The organism is Mongoliitalea sp. (assembly GCF_054166905.1).
This window is the reverse complement of record NZ_JBSZCK010000040.1, coordinates 514,169-530,530: the sequence shown is the minus strand read 5'-3', so window position 1 is coordinate 530,530 and position 16,362 is coordinate 514,169. Positions and strand designations below refer to the sequence as shown.

At 39.3% G+C, this 16,362-nt stretch carries 18 protein-coding genes; 6 read left to right on the top strand and 12 right to left on the bottom strand.

Going from position 1 to position 16,362, the window contains the following annotated elements:
• Window positions 1-107 precede the first annotated feature (107 nt).
• The 7 genes from ACXIUD_RS16490 to ACXIUD_RS16460 all read right to left on the bottom strand — a co-directional run bounded on the left by ACXIUD_RS16490 (window position 108) and on the right by ACXIUD_RS16460 (window position 6,618).
• Window positions 108-1,247, bottom strand: coding sequence for a cysteine desulfurase family protein (locus ACXIUD_RS16490; protein ID WP_458053741.1), 1,140 nt, complete (start codon window positions 1,245-1,247; stop codon window positions 108-110).
• A gap of 1 nt (window position 1,248) precedes the next feature.
• Window positions 1,249-1,605: an alternative ribosome rescue aminoacyl-tRNA hydrolase ArfB gene (gene arfB, locus ACXIUD_RS16485; protein ID WP_458053740.1), complete on the bottom strand. Its 357-nt coding sequence runs from the start codon at window positions 1,603-1,605 to the stop codon at window positions 1,249-1,251.
• Window positions 1,606-1,723: 118 nt separating this feature from the next.
• The gene (locus ACXIUD_RS16480; protein WP_458053739.1) at window positions 1,724-2,977 is read right to left on the bottom strand and encodes a DUF819 family protein; all 1,254 of its coding nucleotides are present in this window, start codon (window positions 2,975-2,977) and stop codon (window positions 1,724-1,726) included.
• Between the two features lie 391 nt (window positions 2,978-3,368).
• On the bottom strand, window positions 3,369-4,463 hold the full coding sequence (gene hppD / locus ACXIUD_RS16475; RefSeq protein ID WP_458053738.1) for a 4-hydroxyphenylpyruvate dioxygenase: 1,095 nt from the start codon (window positions 4,461-4,463) through the stop codon (window positions 3,369-3,371).
• Between the two features lie 295 nt (window positions 4,464-4,758).
• Complete coding sequence (locus ACXIUD_RS16470) at window positions 4,759-5,115, bottom strand: TM2 domain-containing protein (protein ID WP_458053737.1); 357 nt, start codon at window positions 5,113-5,115, stop codon at window positions 4,759-4,761.
• A complete protein-coding gene (locus ACXIUD_RS16465) occupies window positions 5,108-5,413 on the bottom strand; it encodes a DUF2752 domain-containing protein (RefSeq protein WP_458053736.1) in 306 nt (101 codons plus the stop codon). The genes ACXIUD_RS16470 and ACXIUD_RS16465 overlap by 8 nt, the downstream gene beginning before the upstream one ends.
• 110 nt (window positions 5,414-5,523) lie before the next feature.
• Window positions 5,524-6,618 (bottom strand): oxygenase MpaB family protein, encoded by a 1,095-nt coding sequence (locus ACXIUD_RS16460; RefSeq protein WP_458053735.1) that lies wholly within the window; start codon window positions 6,616-6,618, stop codon window positions 5,524-5,526.
• Window positions 6,619-6,673: 55 nt separating this feature from the next.
• Here ACXIUD_RS16460 and ACXIUD_RS16455 point away from each other — a divergent pair, with 55 nt between their 5' ends.
• Complete coding sequence (locus ACXIUD_RS16455) at window positions 6,674-7,567, top strand: hypothetical protein (protein ID WP_458053734.1); 894 nt, start codon at window positions 6,674-6,676, stop codon at window positions 7,565-7,567.
• 118 nt (window positions 7,568-7,685) lie between these two features.
• Here the strand turns inward: ACXIUD_RS16455 and ACXIUD_RS16450 are convergent, their stop codons facing one another.
• The 5 genes from ACXIUD_RS16450 to ACXIUD_RS16430 form a co-directional block, all read right to left on the bottom strand.
• On the bottom strand, window positions 7,686-8,492 hold the full coding sequence (locus ACXIUD_RS16450) for a M48 family metallopeptidase (RefSeq protein WP_458053733.1): 807 nt from the start codon (window positions 8,490-8,492) through the stop codon (window positions 7,686-7,688).
• A gap of 71 nt (window positions 8,493-8,563) precedes the next feature.
• A complete protein-coding gene (locus tag ACXIUD_RS16445; protein WP_458053732.1) occupies window positions 8,564-9,172 on the bottom strand; it encodes a DUF7255 family protein in 609 nt (202 codons plus the stop codon).
• 50 nt (window positions 9,173-9,222) lie between these two features.
• Window positions 9,223-9,702, bottom strand: a complete 480-nt coding sequence (locus tag ACXIUD_RS16440) for a DUF2452 domain-containing protein (protein ID WP_458053731.1) — start codon at window positions 9,700-9,702, stop codon at window positions 9,223-9,225.
• Entirely contained in the window at window positions 9,689-9,865 is a 177-nt protein-coding gene (locus tag ACXIUD_RS16435) for a hypothetical protein (protein WP_458053730.1), read from the bottom strand. The genes ACXIUD_RS16440 and ACXIUD_RS16435 overlap by 14 nt, the downstream gene beginning before the upstream one ends.
• Before the next feature lie 92 nt (window positions 9,866-9,957).
• Entirely contained in the window at window positions 9,958-10,455 is a 498-nt protein-coding gene (locus ACXIUD_RS16430; RefSeq protein WP_458053729.1) for a rhomboid family intramembrane serine protease, read from the bottom strand.
• A 166-nt stretch (window positions 10,456-10,621) separates the two neighbouring features.
• On the opposite strand from ACXIUD_RS16430, the gene ACXIUD_RS16425 reads away from it, so the two are divergent.
• From ACXIUD_RS16425 to ACXIUD_RS16405, 5 genes are all read left to right on the top strand, one after another.
• Entirely contained in the window at window positions 10,622-10,957 is a 336-nt protein-coding gene (locus ACXIUD_RS16425; protein WP_458053728.1) for an Hpt domain-containing protein, read from the top strand.
• An 82-nt stretch (window positions 10,958-11,039) separates the two neighbouring features.
• Window positions 11,040-13,397 (top strand): prolyl oligopeptidase family serine peptidase, encoded by a 2,358-nt coding sequence (locus ACXIUD_RS16420; protein ID WP_458053727.1) that lies wholly within the window; start codon window positions 11,040-11,042, stop codon window positions 13,395-13,397.
• A gap of 2 nt (window positions 13,398-13,399) precedes the next feature.
• Window positions 13,400-15,109 (top strand): gamma-glutamyltransferase, encoded by a 1,710-nt coding sequence (gene ggt, locus ACXIUD_RS16415; protein WP_458053726.1) that lies wholly within the window; start codon window positions 13,400-13,402, stop codon window positions 15,107-15,109.
• 1 nt (window position 15,110) lies between these two features.
• Entirely contained in the window at window positions 15,111-15,329 is a 219-nt protein-coding gene (locus tag ACXIUD_RS16410) for a DUF3820 family protein (protein WP_458053725.1), read from the top strand.
• A gap of 324 nt (window positions 15,330-15,653) precedes the next feature.
• Window positions 15,654-16,178 carry a CIA30 family protein gene (locus tag ACXIUD_RS16405; RefSeq protein ID WP_458053724.1) on the top strand — a complete coding sequence of 175 codons (525 nt, stop codon included), beginning with the start codon at window positions 15,654-15,656 and terminating at the stop codon, window positions 16,176-16,178.
• The last annotated feature ends 184 nt before the right edge of the window (window positions 16,179-16,362 follow it).

Below are 16,362 nucleotides of genomic sequence, written 5' to 3'. Positions count from 1 at the left end.
TTCGACAAGCTCAGCACAAGCATGCTTCATTACAAATTTTCCACGGTTCACTACTCACTTCTCAATGTTAACTTTTCACTGCCCACTACACAACTGTTCACTGTTCACTACTCACTACCCACTACTAACCCCCTAACTACCCTGACCGCTTCTTGCACCTCCTCCATCGTTGTTGGCGATCCAAAGGAAAATCGAATGGAAGCTTTCCCTTGCTCATCCGTAAGTCCCATAGCTTTGAGAACGTGAGAAGCTTTGGGTGTGATGGAAGTACAGGCCGAGCCTGAACTGCATGCTACAAATTTGTTAACCTGAGAAAGGAGGTCTTCTCCTTGCACTCCCTCAAATTGTAGATTGCTCACATGAGGCAAGCGGTTTGCTATATCCCCATTAACAGATACTCCATCTATTGCTGTCAATGCTTGTTCAAAGTAATCCCGAAGTTGAGCCATACGGATTTGACTCTTGTTCAAGCTTTTTTTGGAGATTTCTGCCGCTTTACCCATCCCCACAATACCAGGTATATTGAGTGTACCACTGCGAAACCCTTTTTCATGGTTTCCTCCATCCATCATTGGATGTGGCTTGAGAAATGTATCATTATGCCGGATGTAAAGCGCTCCTACTCCTTTTGGTCCATAAAATTTATGTGCAGAAAGCGCCATTAGATGGCAATGGATGGTATGGACAGGGATTTTCCCAACAGCTTGTACAGCATCCGTAAAGAAAATCACCCCCATTCTTTCGGCAATGGAAAAGATTTCTTCTACTGGATGGATGACCCCAGTTTCATTATTTGCCCACATGAGAGCAATCATTCGGGTGTGTGCTTGGATGGAGGATTCTAAGTGTTTTAAATCAATTTTACCTTTGTTATCTACAGGTAAATAAGTGACTTCTGCACCCCATGATTCCAACGTTGAAAAGGTATCTAAAACTGCTTTATGTTCCGTTACACATGTAATATAATGTTGCTTTTCTCCTTGATACCGATAAAAAATACCTTTGATAGCCAAATTTATAGCTTCTGTAGCGCCTGAGGTAAAGATAATTTCCTTTGGTTTGGCCTGAATCAATTGAGCTACCCGAGCGCGTGCAAGATCCACCGCTTCTTCTGCCATCCAACCATATGGGTGACTTTTACTTGCTGCATTCCCAAATTGTTCAGTGAAAAAGGGCAGCATTTCTTCCACTACAGCTTGATGACAAGGAGTAGTTGCATTATAATCCAGGTAAATGGGGGCTTTCATTTCAATACTCACTTCTCCATTTTTTCTTTTCCGATTGAGCTTTTTTTGCCTTCAAACGCTCTTCGATAGCGGATTTGGATGGTTTGGTAGCCACTCTGATCTTTTTTTTCTCATAAGCCCTTCCTAATAGCTCATAAAACTTCCGTAAGACCAATTCCTTATTTTGAAGCTGAGATCGTTTTTCCTGACTTTGGATCATGATAGCGCCGGAGGAATCCAGTTTACTTGCCCATTTCTTCTGTAAAAGTGCCTTTTCCTCTTCAGAAAGCAAAGTAGATTCAACTACATTGAATTTCAACTGGACTTTGGAATTCACTTTATTGACATTTTGCCCACCTGGACCGGAAGATCGGCTCATACTAAACTCGAATTCTGAGTCTAATAGTCTCAACTTTATTTTTTTCCGGATATCCATCGTGTGAAGTCTTTTTGCGCTAGTTTTATTTTAAACAAGCAATTTGGAAGAATGGTTTGCGCTACATACCATGTACAATTTGCATCAATAGACCACAGATATATGCCCCATAAGTACCCACAGCATATCCCAATACTGCCATCAAGACACCAACAGGTGCTAAGGATGGATTAAATGCTGAGGCTACAATGGGTGCTGAAGCTGCACCGCCAACATTGGCTTGTGAACCAACGGCAACAAAAAAGAAGGGTGCTTTAATCAGATAAGCCACCAATAGCATGATCATCACATGGAAAACCATCCAAGTTATCCCGATCAAGAAGAAAACGGGATTATCAAAAATAGCTCCCAAATCCATCTTCATGCCAATAGTTGCTACCAGTACATACAATAAAAGAGACCCCATTCTTGATGCCCCCACACCTTCGAGCTCTCTACTTTTTGTAAATGATAGAATTAAACCACCGGTAGTCGAAATTACAACAATCCAGAAAAAGGTTGAATCTAAGGAATAAGCACTTAAAGCAGGGAAATTCTCACCTATGTAAGGAGCTACATAATCCGCAATTAAATGGGATAATCCCGTAATGGCAAAACCAATCCCGAAGATTTTCATGGTATCAGCCAATGTAGGCAGTTTCATGATGCTTGCCCTGTACTTCTCCACTTTTTCTTGTAACTCGGTAATGGCAGAAGCATCCGCCTTGAAGATTTTATCGATTTTTCCAGGTTTGGCAGCCCAATAGAGCAATACGGCCATCCACACATTGGCAACCAATACGTCAACCGCTATCATCTGAGAAAACAAAGTTGGGCTTGCTCCAAATACTTCCAGCATAGCTGTCTGATTAGCTCCCCCTCCTATCCAACTACCGGCAATAGTTGCCAAACCTCTCCAGATTTCATCTGGGCCAACACCGCCTAAAATCTCCGGATATATAGCCGAAATGGTCAACAAAGCCAATGGACCACCTAATATAATCCCTAGAGAGCCTGCAAGGAACATAATCAAAGCCTTCGGGCCTAATTTCAAAATCCCTTTAAAATCAATCCCCAAGGTCAGTAATACCAATGAAGTTGGTAATAAATAACGGGAGGCAACTTTGTACAAACTGGAACTATCCCCTGAAATCACTCCCAAGGAGTTAAATACTGCTGGTATAAAATAGCAAAGCAATACCGATGGGATGTATTTATAGAATTTTTGCCAAAATGGAGCTTTGCTTGCCGAGGTGCTAAATACGAATGCCAAGATCAGCATCAATAATCCTAATACGGTAGCGTCGTTTGTCAATAAAGGCGCTTGTTCTGTCATGAGATAATCCTTAATAGAAGCGTAAATGGGATAAATTAACGCTCGAAGATAGGAAAATTGTGGAAAGTACCAAGTGCCGCAAACCAAGTAGGGATCTAAGACCTAAAAGAGAATTTGATTTTTTACTTGGGCCATAGGTAAATTTCTAAAACCAATTATCCTAAAAAAAAAGACCTTCAGGGTTCTTTAAAACCCCAAAGGTCCTTAATTCCAAGGCTTGAGTGCCTTACCTACCTAAGGCATTTGCACCAAGACCTACATATGCACACTTACCATTTTATATTTTATCGGCAGTCTTTAGAATCCACTCATTCATTTTCAATTCTACATTCACAAATCTCTGCCAACTGTTCACTTATCAACTGTTAACTGTTTAACTGCCAACTGCTCACTACAAGTTCCCTCTCAGCTCCTGTTCCCGCTCGATTGCTTCGAAAAGGGCCTTGAAGTTTCCTTTCCCGAAGGATTTAGCCCCTTTTCGTTGAATGATTTCGAAGAATAGAGTTGGTCTGTCCTGAACTGGTTTGGTAAAGATTTGAAGAAGATAACCCTCTTCGTCTCTATCAACTAAGATATTTAGATCTTTTAAAGGTTGTAAATCCTCATCAATTTCTCCTACTCGCTCGAACAAATCATCATAATAGGAACTAGGAACTTCCAAGAATTCCACCCCTCTTTTTCTAAGTTCAGATACCGTATGAATGATATCATCCGTTGCAATAGCCATGTGCTGCACACCTGCACCATTGTAAAAATCTAAGTACTCTTCGATTTGAGACTTCTTTTTACCTTCGGCAGGTTCGTTAATAGGAAATTTGATGTACCCATTTCCATTGGAAACCACTTTAGACATTAAAGCTGAGTATTCGGTTGAAATATCCTTATCATCAAAAGTAATCAACAAATTAAAGCCCATTACTTTCTCATAGAAATCTACCCACTTGTTCATCTCTCCCCAACCAACATTACCCACACAGTGGTCGATGAATTTCAAACCTATGGGAGTAGCCTGATACAAACTTTTTTTCGGTTTGAAGCCAGGCAAAAATACACCTGTGTAATTTTTACGCTCAACGAAGGTGTGGATAGTTTCACCATAAGTACGGATAGAAGCTACTTTTACCTCTCCAAACTCATCTGTCAATATTTGTGGTTCTGCATAAGAAACAGCACCTCTTGAAGTGGTTTCTTTCCAAGATTGCTCGGCATCGTCTACCCAAAGGGCCAATACTTTTACTCCATCTCCATGTTTTTTGATATGGTCAGCGATTGGATGATTTTCTTGCAATGGAGTCGTTAATACCAAACGAATTTTATCTTGCTTCAAGACATATGAAGCACGGTCACGAACACCTGTTTCAGGTCCTGAATAAGCTACAAGCTCGTAACCAAATGCATATTGGTAGTAAAGAGCAGATTGTTTGGCATTGCCTACATACAATTCTACATAGTCAGTCCCGTTGATGGGAAGGAAATCCTGTTGCATATCCTAAGTTTTTGGGTTTATAATTCTTCTGCAAAGATAGGAAAAAATTATGCGTTAGGGAAGGAACACAGAAGCGAGAATTGCTTTTAGCAGAAAGTAGTAAGGCCACAAAAAATAAAAAAGGTAACCGTATGCAACTACGGTTACCTAATAATTCTCAACTATTTTAAATTTCAAAATTAAAGGGTAAAGTACTCTGGACTTATAGACTAGTAGTTGAAACTTAACACTTGATTCATTTTTAATTCCTCATTTATCATTCTTCACTGTTCATGCCTCCCTTTCCTAGTGTACCCTAGTTTCTATTCAAACTCATCATATTTAAGGTTTCATGGGCCACTTTGATATTGTATTCATAGGCCAAACTCTTATAGTTGACCAAGTCCACAATCGTACCGATAAAACAAAGACCTACTGTTACAAAGTATAGAATCCCTAACCCTATTTGACCCAAGATAAATCGATGTAAACCTGCGAAGCCTACAAAACCCAAGAGGCATAAAATCAGCACCATTTGGTTGTCTTTTCTACGGGCACGGTATACAGTGGAGAATAAGCTAGCTTGCTCGTCATCCATTTCTTTCATGATTCCTTGGATATACCCCAATTCCATGCCTTCCAATTCCGGAAGATGTCTCAATACATTAGCCATGATTTCTAGTTGTTTTTAAGTTTCTGATTAATTGAATGATTCGATAAGATATGACAGCAAAGGCAAACATTGCCAAAGGATGCATGGACCAAGAGGCCTTGAAATCACCATGCGTTAACAAACTCATGGACCTGCCCAATCCACAGCCTGGACACCATTGGAATCCTAGGTTATCCAAAGGGCAAAGTGTGAAATGTTGTGGTCCATAAGGATCGATTAGTAAAATGCCAATGATAGCACCTATCCAAAAGATCAATTCGAGCGGTAACTTAGATACATACTTGCTGATAGCTTTCATATACTTGCTCAAATTACCAAAAGAATGCCATCTTTAAAAATAGGCTCAAATAGAGCGTTTAATGGCTTTTCGGTATAGAAACCTACTGAAATCGGACAAAAAATGTACGATTATGAACGCTTTATCACAGGTACGGACAATTCAGGATGCTTGCCCATACGTATGATGCTTTGGCGCAAAAACTCTTTTCGCGTATTTTCATAAGTTATAGGTGCATTGGATTCTCGCTGCGAAGCAAAACTCCAGTCTAATAAGACTCTGTATGCAAGTCCGGGAACTTGGTCCGAATAAGGTAAATCCAAAGCTCTTGAGGCTTCCTTGCCTACAAAAAAAGCAATAATCCTTTTCAACGAGGCAGTCATAGCTGGTTCAGGGAAGGTTTGTTCGTAATAGCGCATCAAAGAGTTGATCAGCTGAATCCCAGCCTCTGACCGCTTCAAATGACGCTTACGAATCAAACGTTCCAATTCAAAGGCTTCTTTGGAGGTCTCGGGCCAGTATTCCACAGCTAGACCTAAGTACTGCCCCAGCAGTTTCCAGTAATACAAAACGGCTTCGTAAACCTCCAAACCCGGATATTTCCCTAACTTATCCAAACCTCGGATGACCAGCATGCTAAAGGCAAGATTAGTCCCTATCATATCCTCTTGATTGATGGGGACGCCCCACTCAGACTTCCAGTCTTTTACATAGTGCTTGACAAAATAACGGCTAAAGGCATGGATCAACCGAACCTTAGCCAGAGTCAATAAACTCTCATTGACCTGTAAAAATGTACCCGGCTTAAAAGCATCGAGCAGAAATAAAGCAGTTTCCATTAAGCGCTGTCCAACTTCTTCGGTAATCCGCTTTGAACGGACCAATACCTGAGCCCCATCTGCAAATGCATAGCAATAAGGTAAAGAGTATAGGCCTAAAAGAGATAAATAATCATTTCCCTGAGAGCCAAAAAAATCTTGAGCAAGCTTCACTTTTTGATAATCTATTTGATTTGGAACTTCTTTGTACTCAGCAAAAAAATTCTGAAAGTTTGGACTAAACGTACCTAAGTCAGCACCAACAGGGATAAATCCTCGCCAAGAATTGATGGAAGCGGCCCAATCAGGATTCGCTAATAGTTCAAGCACAAGAGCGTCAGCCAAAGGATCTCCTTGACCACGGAGTCCATCTAGATAAGAATTTGAATAGTAAGCTAAGTTTTTCACAAGAATTTAACTCCGAATTGCTACTTTAGTTTCCTGAAATTGACACAAATTCCTTATGAGATTTTTAACACTTGCTATTTATTTCACAGGTATTGCATGCAGTGGGCTTTTTGCCCAACAGTCCACTGATTTGATTCTACTCGATGCAAAAGTAAAAGGAGGAAGTCTCCATGTACAAAACGAATCTCTCAAATTACTGACTGACCGAAACTTGTACGATAATCAACCCTTTTTTATCAACGACAAACAATTAGCTTTCTCAGCTGCGGACGAAAAAGGGAATCACGATATTATCATATACACCATTGCTTCGGGTAAGTTTGTAAACCTCACCCAAACTCGAGATTTCAATGAGTTTTCTCCAGCGACTACTGATTGTGGACTGTATGTTTCCGCCATTACTGTAGAACCTACAGGGAAACAGCGTTTGTGGCTTTATCCCAATAACTTTGGGGAACCGGAATTATTGTATGATGACATCGAGCCGGTAGGTTACTATGCTTGGTATGATAACCGAGCAGCCATGTTTGTTTTAGGTTCTCCAAATAAATTGGTCTATCCCTATTCTCGGGAGGAAGTGCTTACCATTTCCGAAAATGTTGGTCGAAGCATCCATTTGAAACCAAAAAGCGCTATCATCAGCTATGTAGATAAAAACGATGTACAAGAAACTCCTGATGGTAAAACTTACGCTATCAAGGGTTTTGATATTGCCAATAGAATCTACCATGATTTTGGAAGAACTATACCCGGATCGGAGGATATGATTTGGTTAGGTAAAGATATCTTACTGATGGGGTCAGCCAATAACCTCTACACCAGAAAAATCACTCACGCTAACTGGAAGCTCGCCACTACTGTTAACTTAGATTCTCATACCAAAATCTCCAGACTAGCTTATTCTCCAAAGATGAAGAAAATAGCGGTTGTGATGGAGCGAAAGAATTAGAACTGAGCCCTTTGACAGGCTCAGGGACCGTGTAGTGAAGAAAGAGACAAGAGACAAGAATCAAGAATCAAGAATCAAGATATACTGCTTGCTTCGACAAGCTCAGCACAGATACTGCTTACTTACTATGGTATTTATTATAATATTCCATAGCTATCGGCATTTGTTTTTTGAGTTCTTCTTTTCTCCTATTTGGACCTGGATGAGTAGAAAGGAATTCCGGAGGTGCTCCACCACCTCCAAGGTTGGCCATTCTATCCCAGAAATCTGGAGCAACTCTTGGGTCATAGCCCGCCATGGCCATAAAATTAAGTCCTAATTGATCAGCTTCCAATTCATGTCTTCTACTGAAGGACAACATACCTAATTGCCCTCCTACTCCAAAAGACTGTAAAAATATCTGCTGGGTCAAAGTTGGATTTTGCCCCATAGCCACTTGTGCACCACCAATCAAACCATTCAACAGCAAACCGTTAGACATACGCTCTCTACCATGGTTGGCAATCGCATGTGCAACTTCGTGTCCCATCACCACAGCAACTCCCGCCTCATCTTGGCAAACTGGCATAATTCCAGTATAAAAAGCAACTTTACCACCTGGCATACACCAAGCATTAACAATATCTTCCTGAATCAAATTGAATTCCCAATCAAAACCCTGTAGCTGTCTTTCCATTCCATTTTCTCTCATATACATTTCTACAGCTTCAGCAATCTTTTTTCCGACTCGTACTACCATTTGACCTTCAGGGGTATTGGTTACTAATCTCCCTTCCATCAATACCTGACCATACTGATCAAAAGACATTGGCAGCAATTCAGCGTTACTAACTAAGGCCAACTGATTTCGATTAGACATTGGAACCTTAGCACAACCATAGGCAACCAAGCCAACTGTTAATAAAAAGAATATTTTTTTCAACATGGGAATTAACTTTTTTACAAAATTGGCCAAAAAACATGCCAGTTCAAAATCATTTTCAAATATAACTACAATTAAAGCACCTTTCTAGTAATCCAATTAATTAGACCTTGCTTGTATGCATCCTTTGGCTGTAGTAGCAAATCATCCACCTTTTTGAGGCTTCCACCTAGCATTAAGTTTTCATATTGAGGGAGACGGATCAACTTAAATCCATGTAATCTGCTTAATAAATCATATTGAGCATCATTATAGGCTGTCAATTTCCAACCAGAAGATCCTGTCCCACTGAGGTCTCCTGCATCTTGAGAAAGACCAAAAACCTTTTTTGCGATAGGCGGACCATTCCAGATTCTTTCTTGAATACCTGCTTTCAAACACTCCTTTTCATAAGTTCTACAAAGGCGTTTGTAACTTTCTACCCAGTCAAATGAAAAGGTTTCGTACAAATTAGTTTTTAGGGTATTCAAGCGATACCTATTGAAATGAACCTCATCGTCATAAATAAACAGGTAGCGTTGAATTTTAAAGTCAAAACGTAGTTTTTCCAATAATGGCATATTCCCATTTCCTTCTAAAGAATCAAAAACTCCCTTTAGTAATTCCTCTCCTTTACCTTTGAGGTAAGCAGGGTTCACTTCTAATGAAAAAGATGCTTCAAGCTCCAAATCTGAGTCCTGCAAAATTTTAACCAGGTTTGTTATTTTTAATTGATGCATAGACATTATAAAAATTAGTCCTCTTGGACATCCTGACTATTCTCACCTTCCCGAAGTATTTCCCAAGTATGGTCAGCCAGTAATTTGATTTCTGCTACAAAAATGAATTTCTTGGATCTCCCCCACTCTTCTGGACCTACCATGCTAAGAAAGTCGGTTCCATCTTCTTTTTCGTACAAATAATACACATGATTAATCAAGGGCTCAAAAGACATGGAAGACTGATAAATGCGCTCAGAAACTTCTACTCGCTTTTGAATTAGCTTCGCTTGCTCTGCCAACAAGGACATTTGCTGATAAATCTGCGCCATCTGCATATCAGTCTGAGAATGCATTGCAGCAACCGCCCTACCAGTAATTTTACCTTTATCTTCAGGCTTGATGATGGCACTTCCAGATTGATGCGCATAAGGAAGTAACCCCGGCTGATCCGTGGTCTTTTCCTTCATTTTTTCTAAATCAATCCTTTCAATATCTATCTTATTGTTCTTCACTCGATGAATTACTTTGGTTGGTTTCAGAGGGTGCAATACGCTCCTTCAAATTGCCTTTAGAGCCAGGAAATGTAGTGCGGGTAGAAATATCATAACTTACCCAAAGTATAATCACCATGAAGATACCCGCTAAGATTAGGAAAAGCAGCTTATTTCTATTCATTGTTTTGTAAACAAGATTTTGAGGTAATGGGTTTAACGCTTCGCAAAATTACCACGAAAATAAAATCATGGGTTATAAAATCATGACTTTCTTTACCGCTTCTTATGACTCATGGCAAATCCTGCAACAATTCCCACAGCAGCACCAGCCAGATGTGTTTCCCAAGAAACTTTTCTATCTGTAGGAAGTACTCCGTAAATTAAGCTTCCATATAAAAAGATCGTAATTCCAGATATTAGCAAAGATTTCAGAGTGCCTCTGAAAATACCAAAAGCAATCATAAAAAAAGCCAAAGCGTACACCATACCCGAAGACCCAATATGGAAATAAGGCCTCCCAACAATCCATACAATAAGATAAGGAATAAAGTAGGCATAAAACATTACCTGATTGGCGATATTGCTATAAAAGAAATAAAGTGCAATACCCAAAATAAGAAAAGGAACTACGTTTGACAAAAAGTGAAAAAAAGAACCATGGACCAAAGGTGCTGTAAATAATCCCAAAAGATGTGGCAGGCTTAAAGGTTTGACACCCAAAAAACCTAAATCTACCGAAAAAGAAAGTTGAATCATTAAAAGAAGAAACATCAATATTGATAGCCTAATTGGGACTTGTAGACTTTCTTTGATATGCCTAAAAAAACTTTTCATCATTTTAAAATTTGTTGATTATTTTTTGTCTAAAGACTTGAATTTTGTTACGAAATACATAATTTTGCATAATAAGTACATATTTATACTAACTTTTGTTTTAATGTACCAGCTTATAAGTCCTCAAACAATCTACCAATACTTTGGAGATGATGATAAAGAAATGCTTTTAGAGATGATCCAGATCATTTTGGACACTAATTTGCATGACCTAAAATCATTAGATAAAGCCTTTACCGATGAAGATTATCCAATCATCAAGAAGAGTTGCCATAAATCTAAACCTTCCCTAAGCTACATAGGAGCGATCAAAACGCGGAAACTTGTGGAGCAAATCGAGAGCGATATTCCTGCTTCTCAAAGCTTGTATCAAGATTTGAAAGAGCAAATCCTAACGATTGAAAATGAGCTGCACAAATTTCTAGCTTCGGTGGAATAACACATTTTCCGACCGCTGGTTTAGTTTTTTTATTGGCTTTCATTTTTTTTCCGATCTTTAGCTACCCAAATAAACGGTAGTTATGAAACAAAGATTATTAATTCTGTTTTTCCTGCTGACAGGAAGCCATTACCTTTTTTCGCAACAATTATCTGTAGAATACATTATGAGAGATCCTGTTTGGATGGGACATTTTCCATCCAATCTACGCTGGTCAGATGATTCACAGACTATTTACTTCAATTATAACCCTGAAAACAATCCGGGTGACTCTCTCTATAAAATAGAGCTTTCTGACCCTCAACGATACCTAAAAGTTTCAAGGGCCGAACGTCAAAGTTTCGCCCCTATCAATGCACGTAGTAATGCAGCCAAAACACAAAAAGTATATGCAGATGGAAATGAACTGATGCTTTACACAGTTCAGACCAAAGAAAAAAAATCTCTTCTAGAATGGCCTGAACGGCTTAGTAACCCAACTTTTCTCTATGGAGATAAAAAAATCGCGTTTGAATCTAGGTCAAATATTTTTATCTATGACTTAGAGTCTGGAAAAACCCGAAAAGTCACCAACATTCAAAGTGGAAGTAAATCAGAAAACCGTTCTGCAAAACTTAGCGAGCGGGATGAATGGTTAAAAGAAGATAATTTACAATTACTTCAAGTGGTACGGGAACGGGAAGAAGCCCGTGAAAAAAGAAAAGTATACAGTGAGTCTTTTGTAAAACCTGAACCTTTTACCTTTTATACTGGAAACAAGCAACTTTCAAATCTACAAATCAGTCCTGATGGTTCTTATGTCACTTTTTCTCTCATTACCAGAGCAGAAAATAAGAATACTATTGTACCTGATTATACACATCTAAGCGGATACACCACCAATCTTAATACCAGAAGCAAAGTTGGCGATCAGCCAGCAAAAGTAGAAATGGGAATCTATAATCTGCTTAAAGATACTGTTTACATCGTAAATACATCCAATCTTCCAGGTTTAAAAGATTTACCGGATTATGTAAAGGATTATCCAAACAAAAAATGGGAAGCCAAAGAGCGCGACTTGTTAGTTTCAGGACCTTATTTTTCCAATGACGGCAAACAAGCAGTGATCAATGTTCGCTCTTTTGACAATAAAGATAGATGGATTGCATTGTTGAATCTAGAAAACGGAACCGTGAAAAGCTTGGACCGTCAGCGGGATGAAGCATGGATAGCAGGTCCAGGAATTGGCTGGAATATGAGTGGAGGTACCCTGGGATGGCTTCCTGACAACAAGCATATTTACTTCCAATCGGAAGAAAGCGGATATTCTCATTTGTATATTTTGGATGTTAACAAAGGCTCGAAAAAGCAATTAACTTCAGGAACCTTTGAAGTCTTTGACCCAAAAATATCGAATAACGGTAAATATTGGTTTTTGACTACTTCTGCGGTGGATCCCAGTGAACGTCACTTGTATATGATGCCGCTGATGGGTGGAAAAATGGAGCAACTAACCACAATGACGGGTAATAATGATGTGGCTATCTCACCTGATGAGAAAAACTTTGCAATTCTTTATTCCTATTCAAACAAGCCTTGGGAAATTTACATGCAAGCCAATGAAGTGGGGGCTGAACCCAAACAATTGACTTTTGGTCAAAGTGAAGAATTCAAAGCTTATACATGGAGAGACCCTGAAATTGTCCGTTTCAAAGCCGAAGATGGGGCAAGAGTACCTGCTCGTCTGTATAAACCTGATCCAGCAAAAAGCAATGGTGCTGCCGTCATTTTTGTTCATGGAGCAGGATACCTGCAAAATGTTCACAAATGGTGGTCGACCTATTTCCGTGAATATATGTTCCACAATTTATTAACAGATTTAGGCTATACTGTCTTGGATATTGATTACCGGGCTTCTGCTGGATATGGTAGGGATTGGAGAACGGGGATCTATCGTCATATGGGAGGGAAAGATCTATCCGACCAAGTGGATGGTGCAAAATACTTAATAGCTGAACATGGTGTACAACCTGGAAAAATTGGAATTTATGGGGGAAGCTATGGAGGCTTCATTACCTTAATGGCCTTGTTTAACGCCTCCGAAGTGTTTACTTCCGGTGCAGCATTACGTTCGGTGACAGACTGGGCGCATTATAATCATGGATATACCAGTAATATTTTGAATGAGCCATTCAATGATCCCATCGCTTACCGAAGATCCTCTCCTATTTATTTTGCTGAAGGATTGAAAGGTCATTTATTGATTGCTCATGGCATGCTTGATGTGAATGTGCATTTCCAAGATGTAGTCAGACTCGCACAGCGATTGATTGAACTAGGAAAAGAAAATTGGGAATTTGCCGTATACCCAGTAGAAGACCATGGCTTTGTCGAACCAAGCAGTTGGACTGATGAGTACAAGCGGATTTTAAAACTATTCAATGACACCTTATTAAAATAATCATGTTCAACTCATCCAGTACTTCCTATTCTTTTTTATTAGGCTTAGTATTTCTCTTCTACTCTTGTCAATCCAAAGAAAGTTTTGATTCAAGTTCAAGAGGTTTGATAGCGGATAAAGCCATGGTCGTATCAGCCCGTGTGGAAGCTTCGGCTATTGGTCTGCAAGTATTACAGCAAGGTGGTAATGCCTTCGATGCCATGGCGGCAACAGAATTAGCCTTGGCAGTCGCATTCCCATTTGCAGGAAACTTGGGAGGTGGTGGGTTTATGGTATATCGCTTGTCAGATGGGCAAATTGGCTCCATCGATTATCGGGAAAAAGCACCCCTCGCTGCTCATCGAGACATGTATTTAGATGAAGAAGGAAATGTCATTCCAGGATTAAGCACCAAAGGAGCTCTTGCAGTAGGTGTACCGGGTACTATTGCTGGGATCTATGAAGTTCATCAAAAGTTTGGAATTCTTCCTTGGTCTGAAATCCTTCAACCTGTCATTCAACTCGCTGAAAAAGGGGTAGTAGTGACTGAAAAGCAAGCACAACGATTGGCTAATAGCAGACAGGATATTATTGAGATAAGTGGTGAACAAACCTTGTTTGCAAAAGAATTTCAACCAGGAGATACGATCAAGTATCCTGCCTTAGCTAAGACTTTGCGAAGAATTGCGGTAAACGGAGCGGATGAATTTTACAAAGGAGAAACCGCACAACGTCTGGTAAATTTCTTGCAGGCCAAAGGTGGTATCATAACTGTGGAAGATTTGGCTTCTTACCGTGCCCAATGGAGAGATCCAATACGATTTGACTATAGAGGATATACTATCATTTCCATGGCTCCACCGAGCTCAGGAGGTGTTACGCTAGCTCAAATCATGGGAATGTTAGAACCATTTAATTTGGCGGCTATGCGCCATAATTCTTCGAATTATATTCAGGTGTTGACTGAAGCAGAAAGACGAGCTTACGCAGATCGAAATTATTACTTGGGAGATCCTGATTTTGTGGAGGTTCCGATAGCGCAACTTATGGATAAGAAATATCTTAAGGCCCGAATGGCATCCTATGATCCAGATAAGGCTACACTTTCATCAAATGTTAGAAAAGGAGAAATTAGCATTTATGAAAGTGACGAGACAACCCATTATTCCATTGTAGATCAGTTTGGTAATGGATTATCCATCACCACTACCCTAAATGGTGCTTATGGATCAAAATTATATGTTGATGAATTGGGATTCTTTCTAAATAATGAAATGGATGATTTCAGTGCCAAAACAGGTGTTCCCAATATGTTTGGTTTGATAGGGGCTGATGCCAATGCAATCGCTCCTGGTAAACGGATGTTGAGTTCTATGACTCCTACTATTGTAGAGAAAGATGGAAAACTGTTGATGGTAGTGGGTACTCCAGGCGGATCCACTATCATCACATCGGTCTTACAAACTATTCTCAATGTGGTTGAATTTGGAATGAACATGCAGGAAGCTGTAGATGCCCCCCGGTTTCATCATCAATGGCTTCCAGACCATATCAACTTCGAACCGGAAGGATTTTCTTCGAGTGATAAAGAAATATTAAAAGCCAAAGGATATAAAATCAATGAGGGCTACACGCCTATTATTGGAAAAGTGGATGCCATATTGGTTTTAAAAGATGGACGTTTAGAAGGTGGAGCAGATAAAAGAGGGGACGATACAGCAGTAGGTTTTTGATATGGATCCACAGATTTTAAAAGATTTAGTAAAAGAGCGTATGCCATTTGGTAAATACAAAGGGAAAATATTGGCCGATATACCTGAATATTACTTAGTATGGTATCACAGGCAAGGTTTCCCTCCTGGCAAGCTCGGCATGTATCTCTCCACCCTCTACGAAATTCGGCTGAATGGGCTGGAAGGGATTTTGGATGAATTGAGAAGGGGTATTAAATGAACAATGTGTCATGATAAAAGAAGAATGCAGGAGTCTGCGAAATAGAAATAAGAAATTATAAAAGTTAATACCAAACTTACGACACTACTATAGTTTAAATTACCGTTTGTATTCATTTAATTACATTTCATACCATAAATTATAATTTTCTCTGCCTTTTTTTTAGAACTCTTGGTTTTATACAATACTTTTTTTAACTTTCATATGAAACCCTGAACAAATACACAAGATTTCTTCTTTACCATTCGTGCTTATTTTAACTTTTCCCTGAAATCAGAGTTAAAATTTGCTATGAAACATATTATTGTGTTAACCGCTATTGCTATGGCTACAGCAACGTCAATTATTACTGATCCGCTTGTCTTCGATTTCGGAGAAGGTAAAATCTTTGGTCGATGGACCATCATCAATGATCCAGTCATGGGAGGTCTCTCCGATGCAAATGCGCTCGTCAATAAAAACTCTGTTTTTTTAAATGGGTATGTCTCATTAAAAAACAATGGCGGATTCGTTTCCCTTAGAGGCCCTATAGGCAAGTATGACCTGTCTAAGTATTCCTTATGTGAAATTAGATACAAGGCAACTAACGGTCGGATCTTTGAAGTCCTCCTAGAGAGGGAAACACCTTTCTATCTCCCAAAATTTCGAGCAAAATTCTCCTCAACAAAAGATGACTGGGAAACCATCATTATCCCACTCAAAGATTTTGAAATCAGCCGTATGGGAAATACTGTGCAAGAGGGTATCGATATTTCTGAGTTAAAAGCCATTCAACGCATAGGTTTTATCCTAGCGGATAAAATAGAAGGAGATTTTACACTAGAAATTGATTATCTAAAATTCTATTAATCTGTTTGCTCGCAGAAATCAAGGAGATCACTCCAAAATAAATAGTTTTGGAATAAAGGATCGAGTAGGTTGTGATTTTAGTTAAAAGTGAAATGTCAGATTGTAAGAGATAGAAAATCAAATATTTACTTCTACAAGCTTATGAAGAGATCCCAATTTAAATTGATATCCGTCATGGGAATCA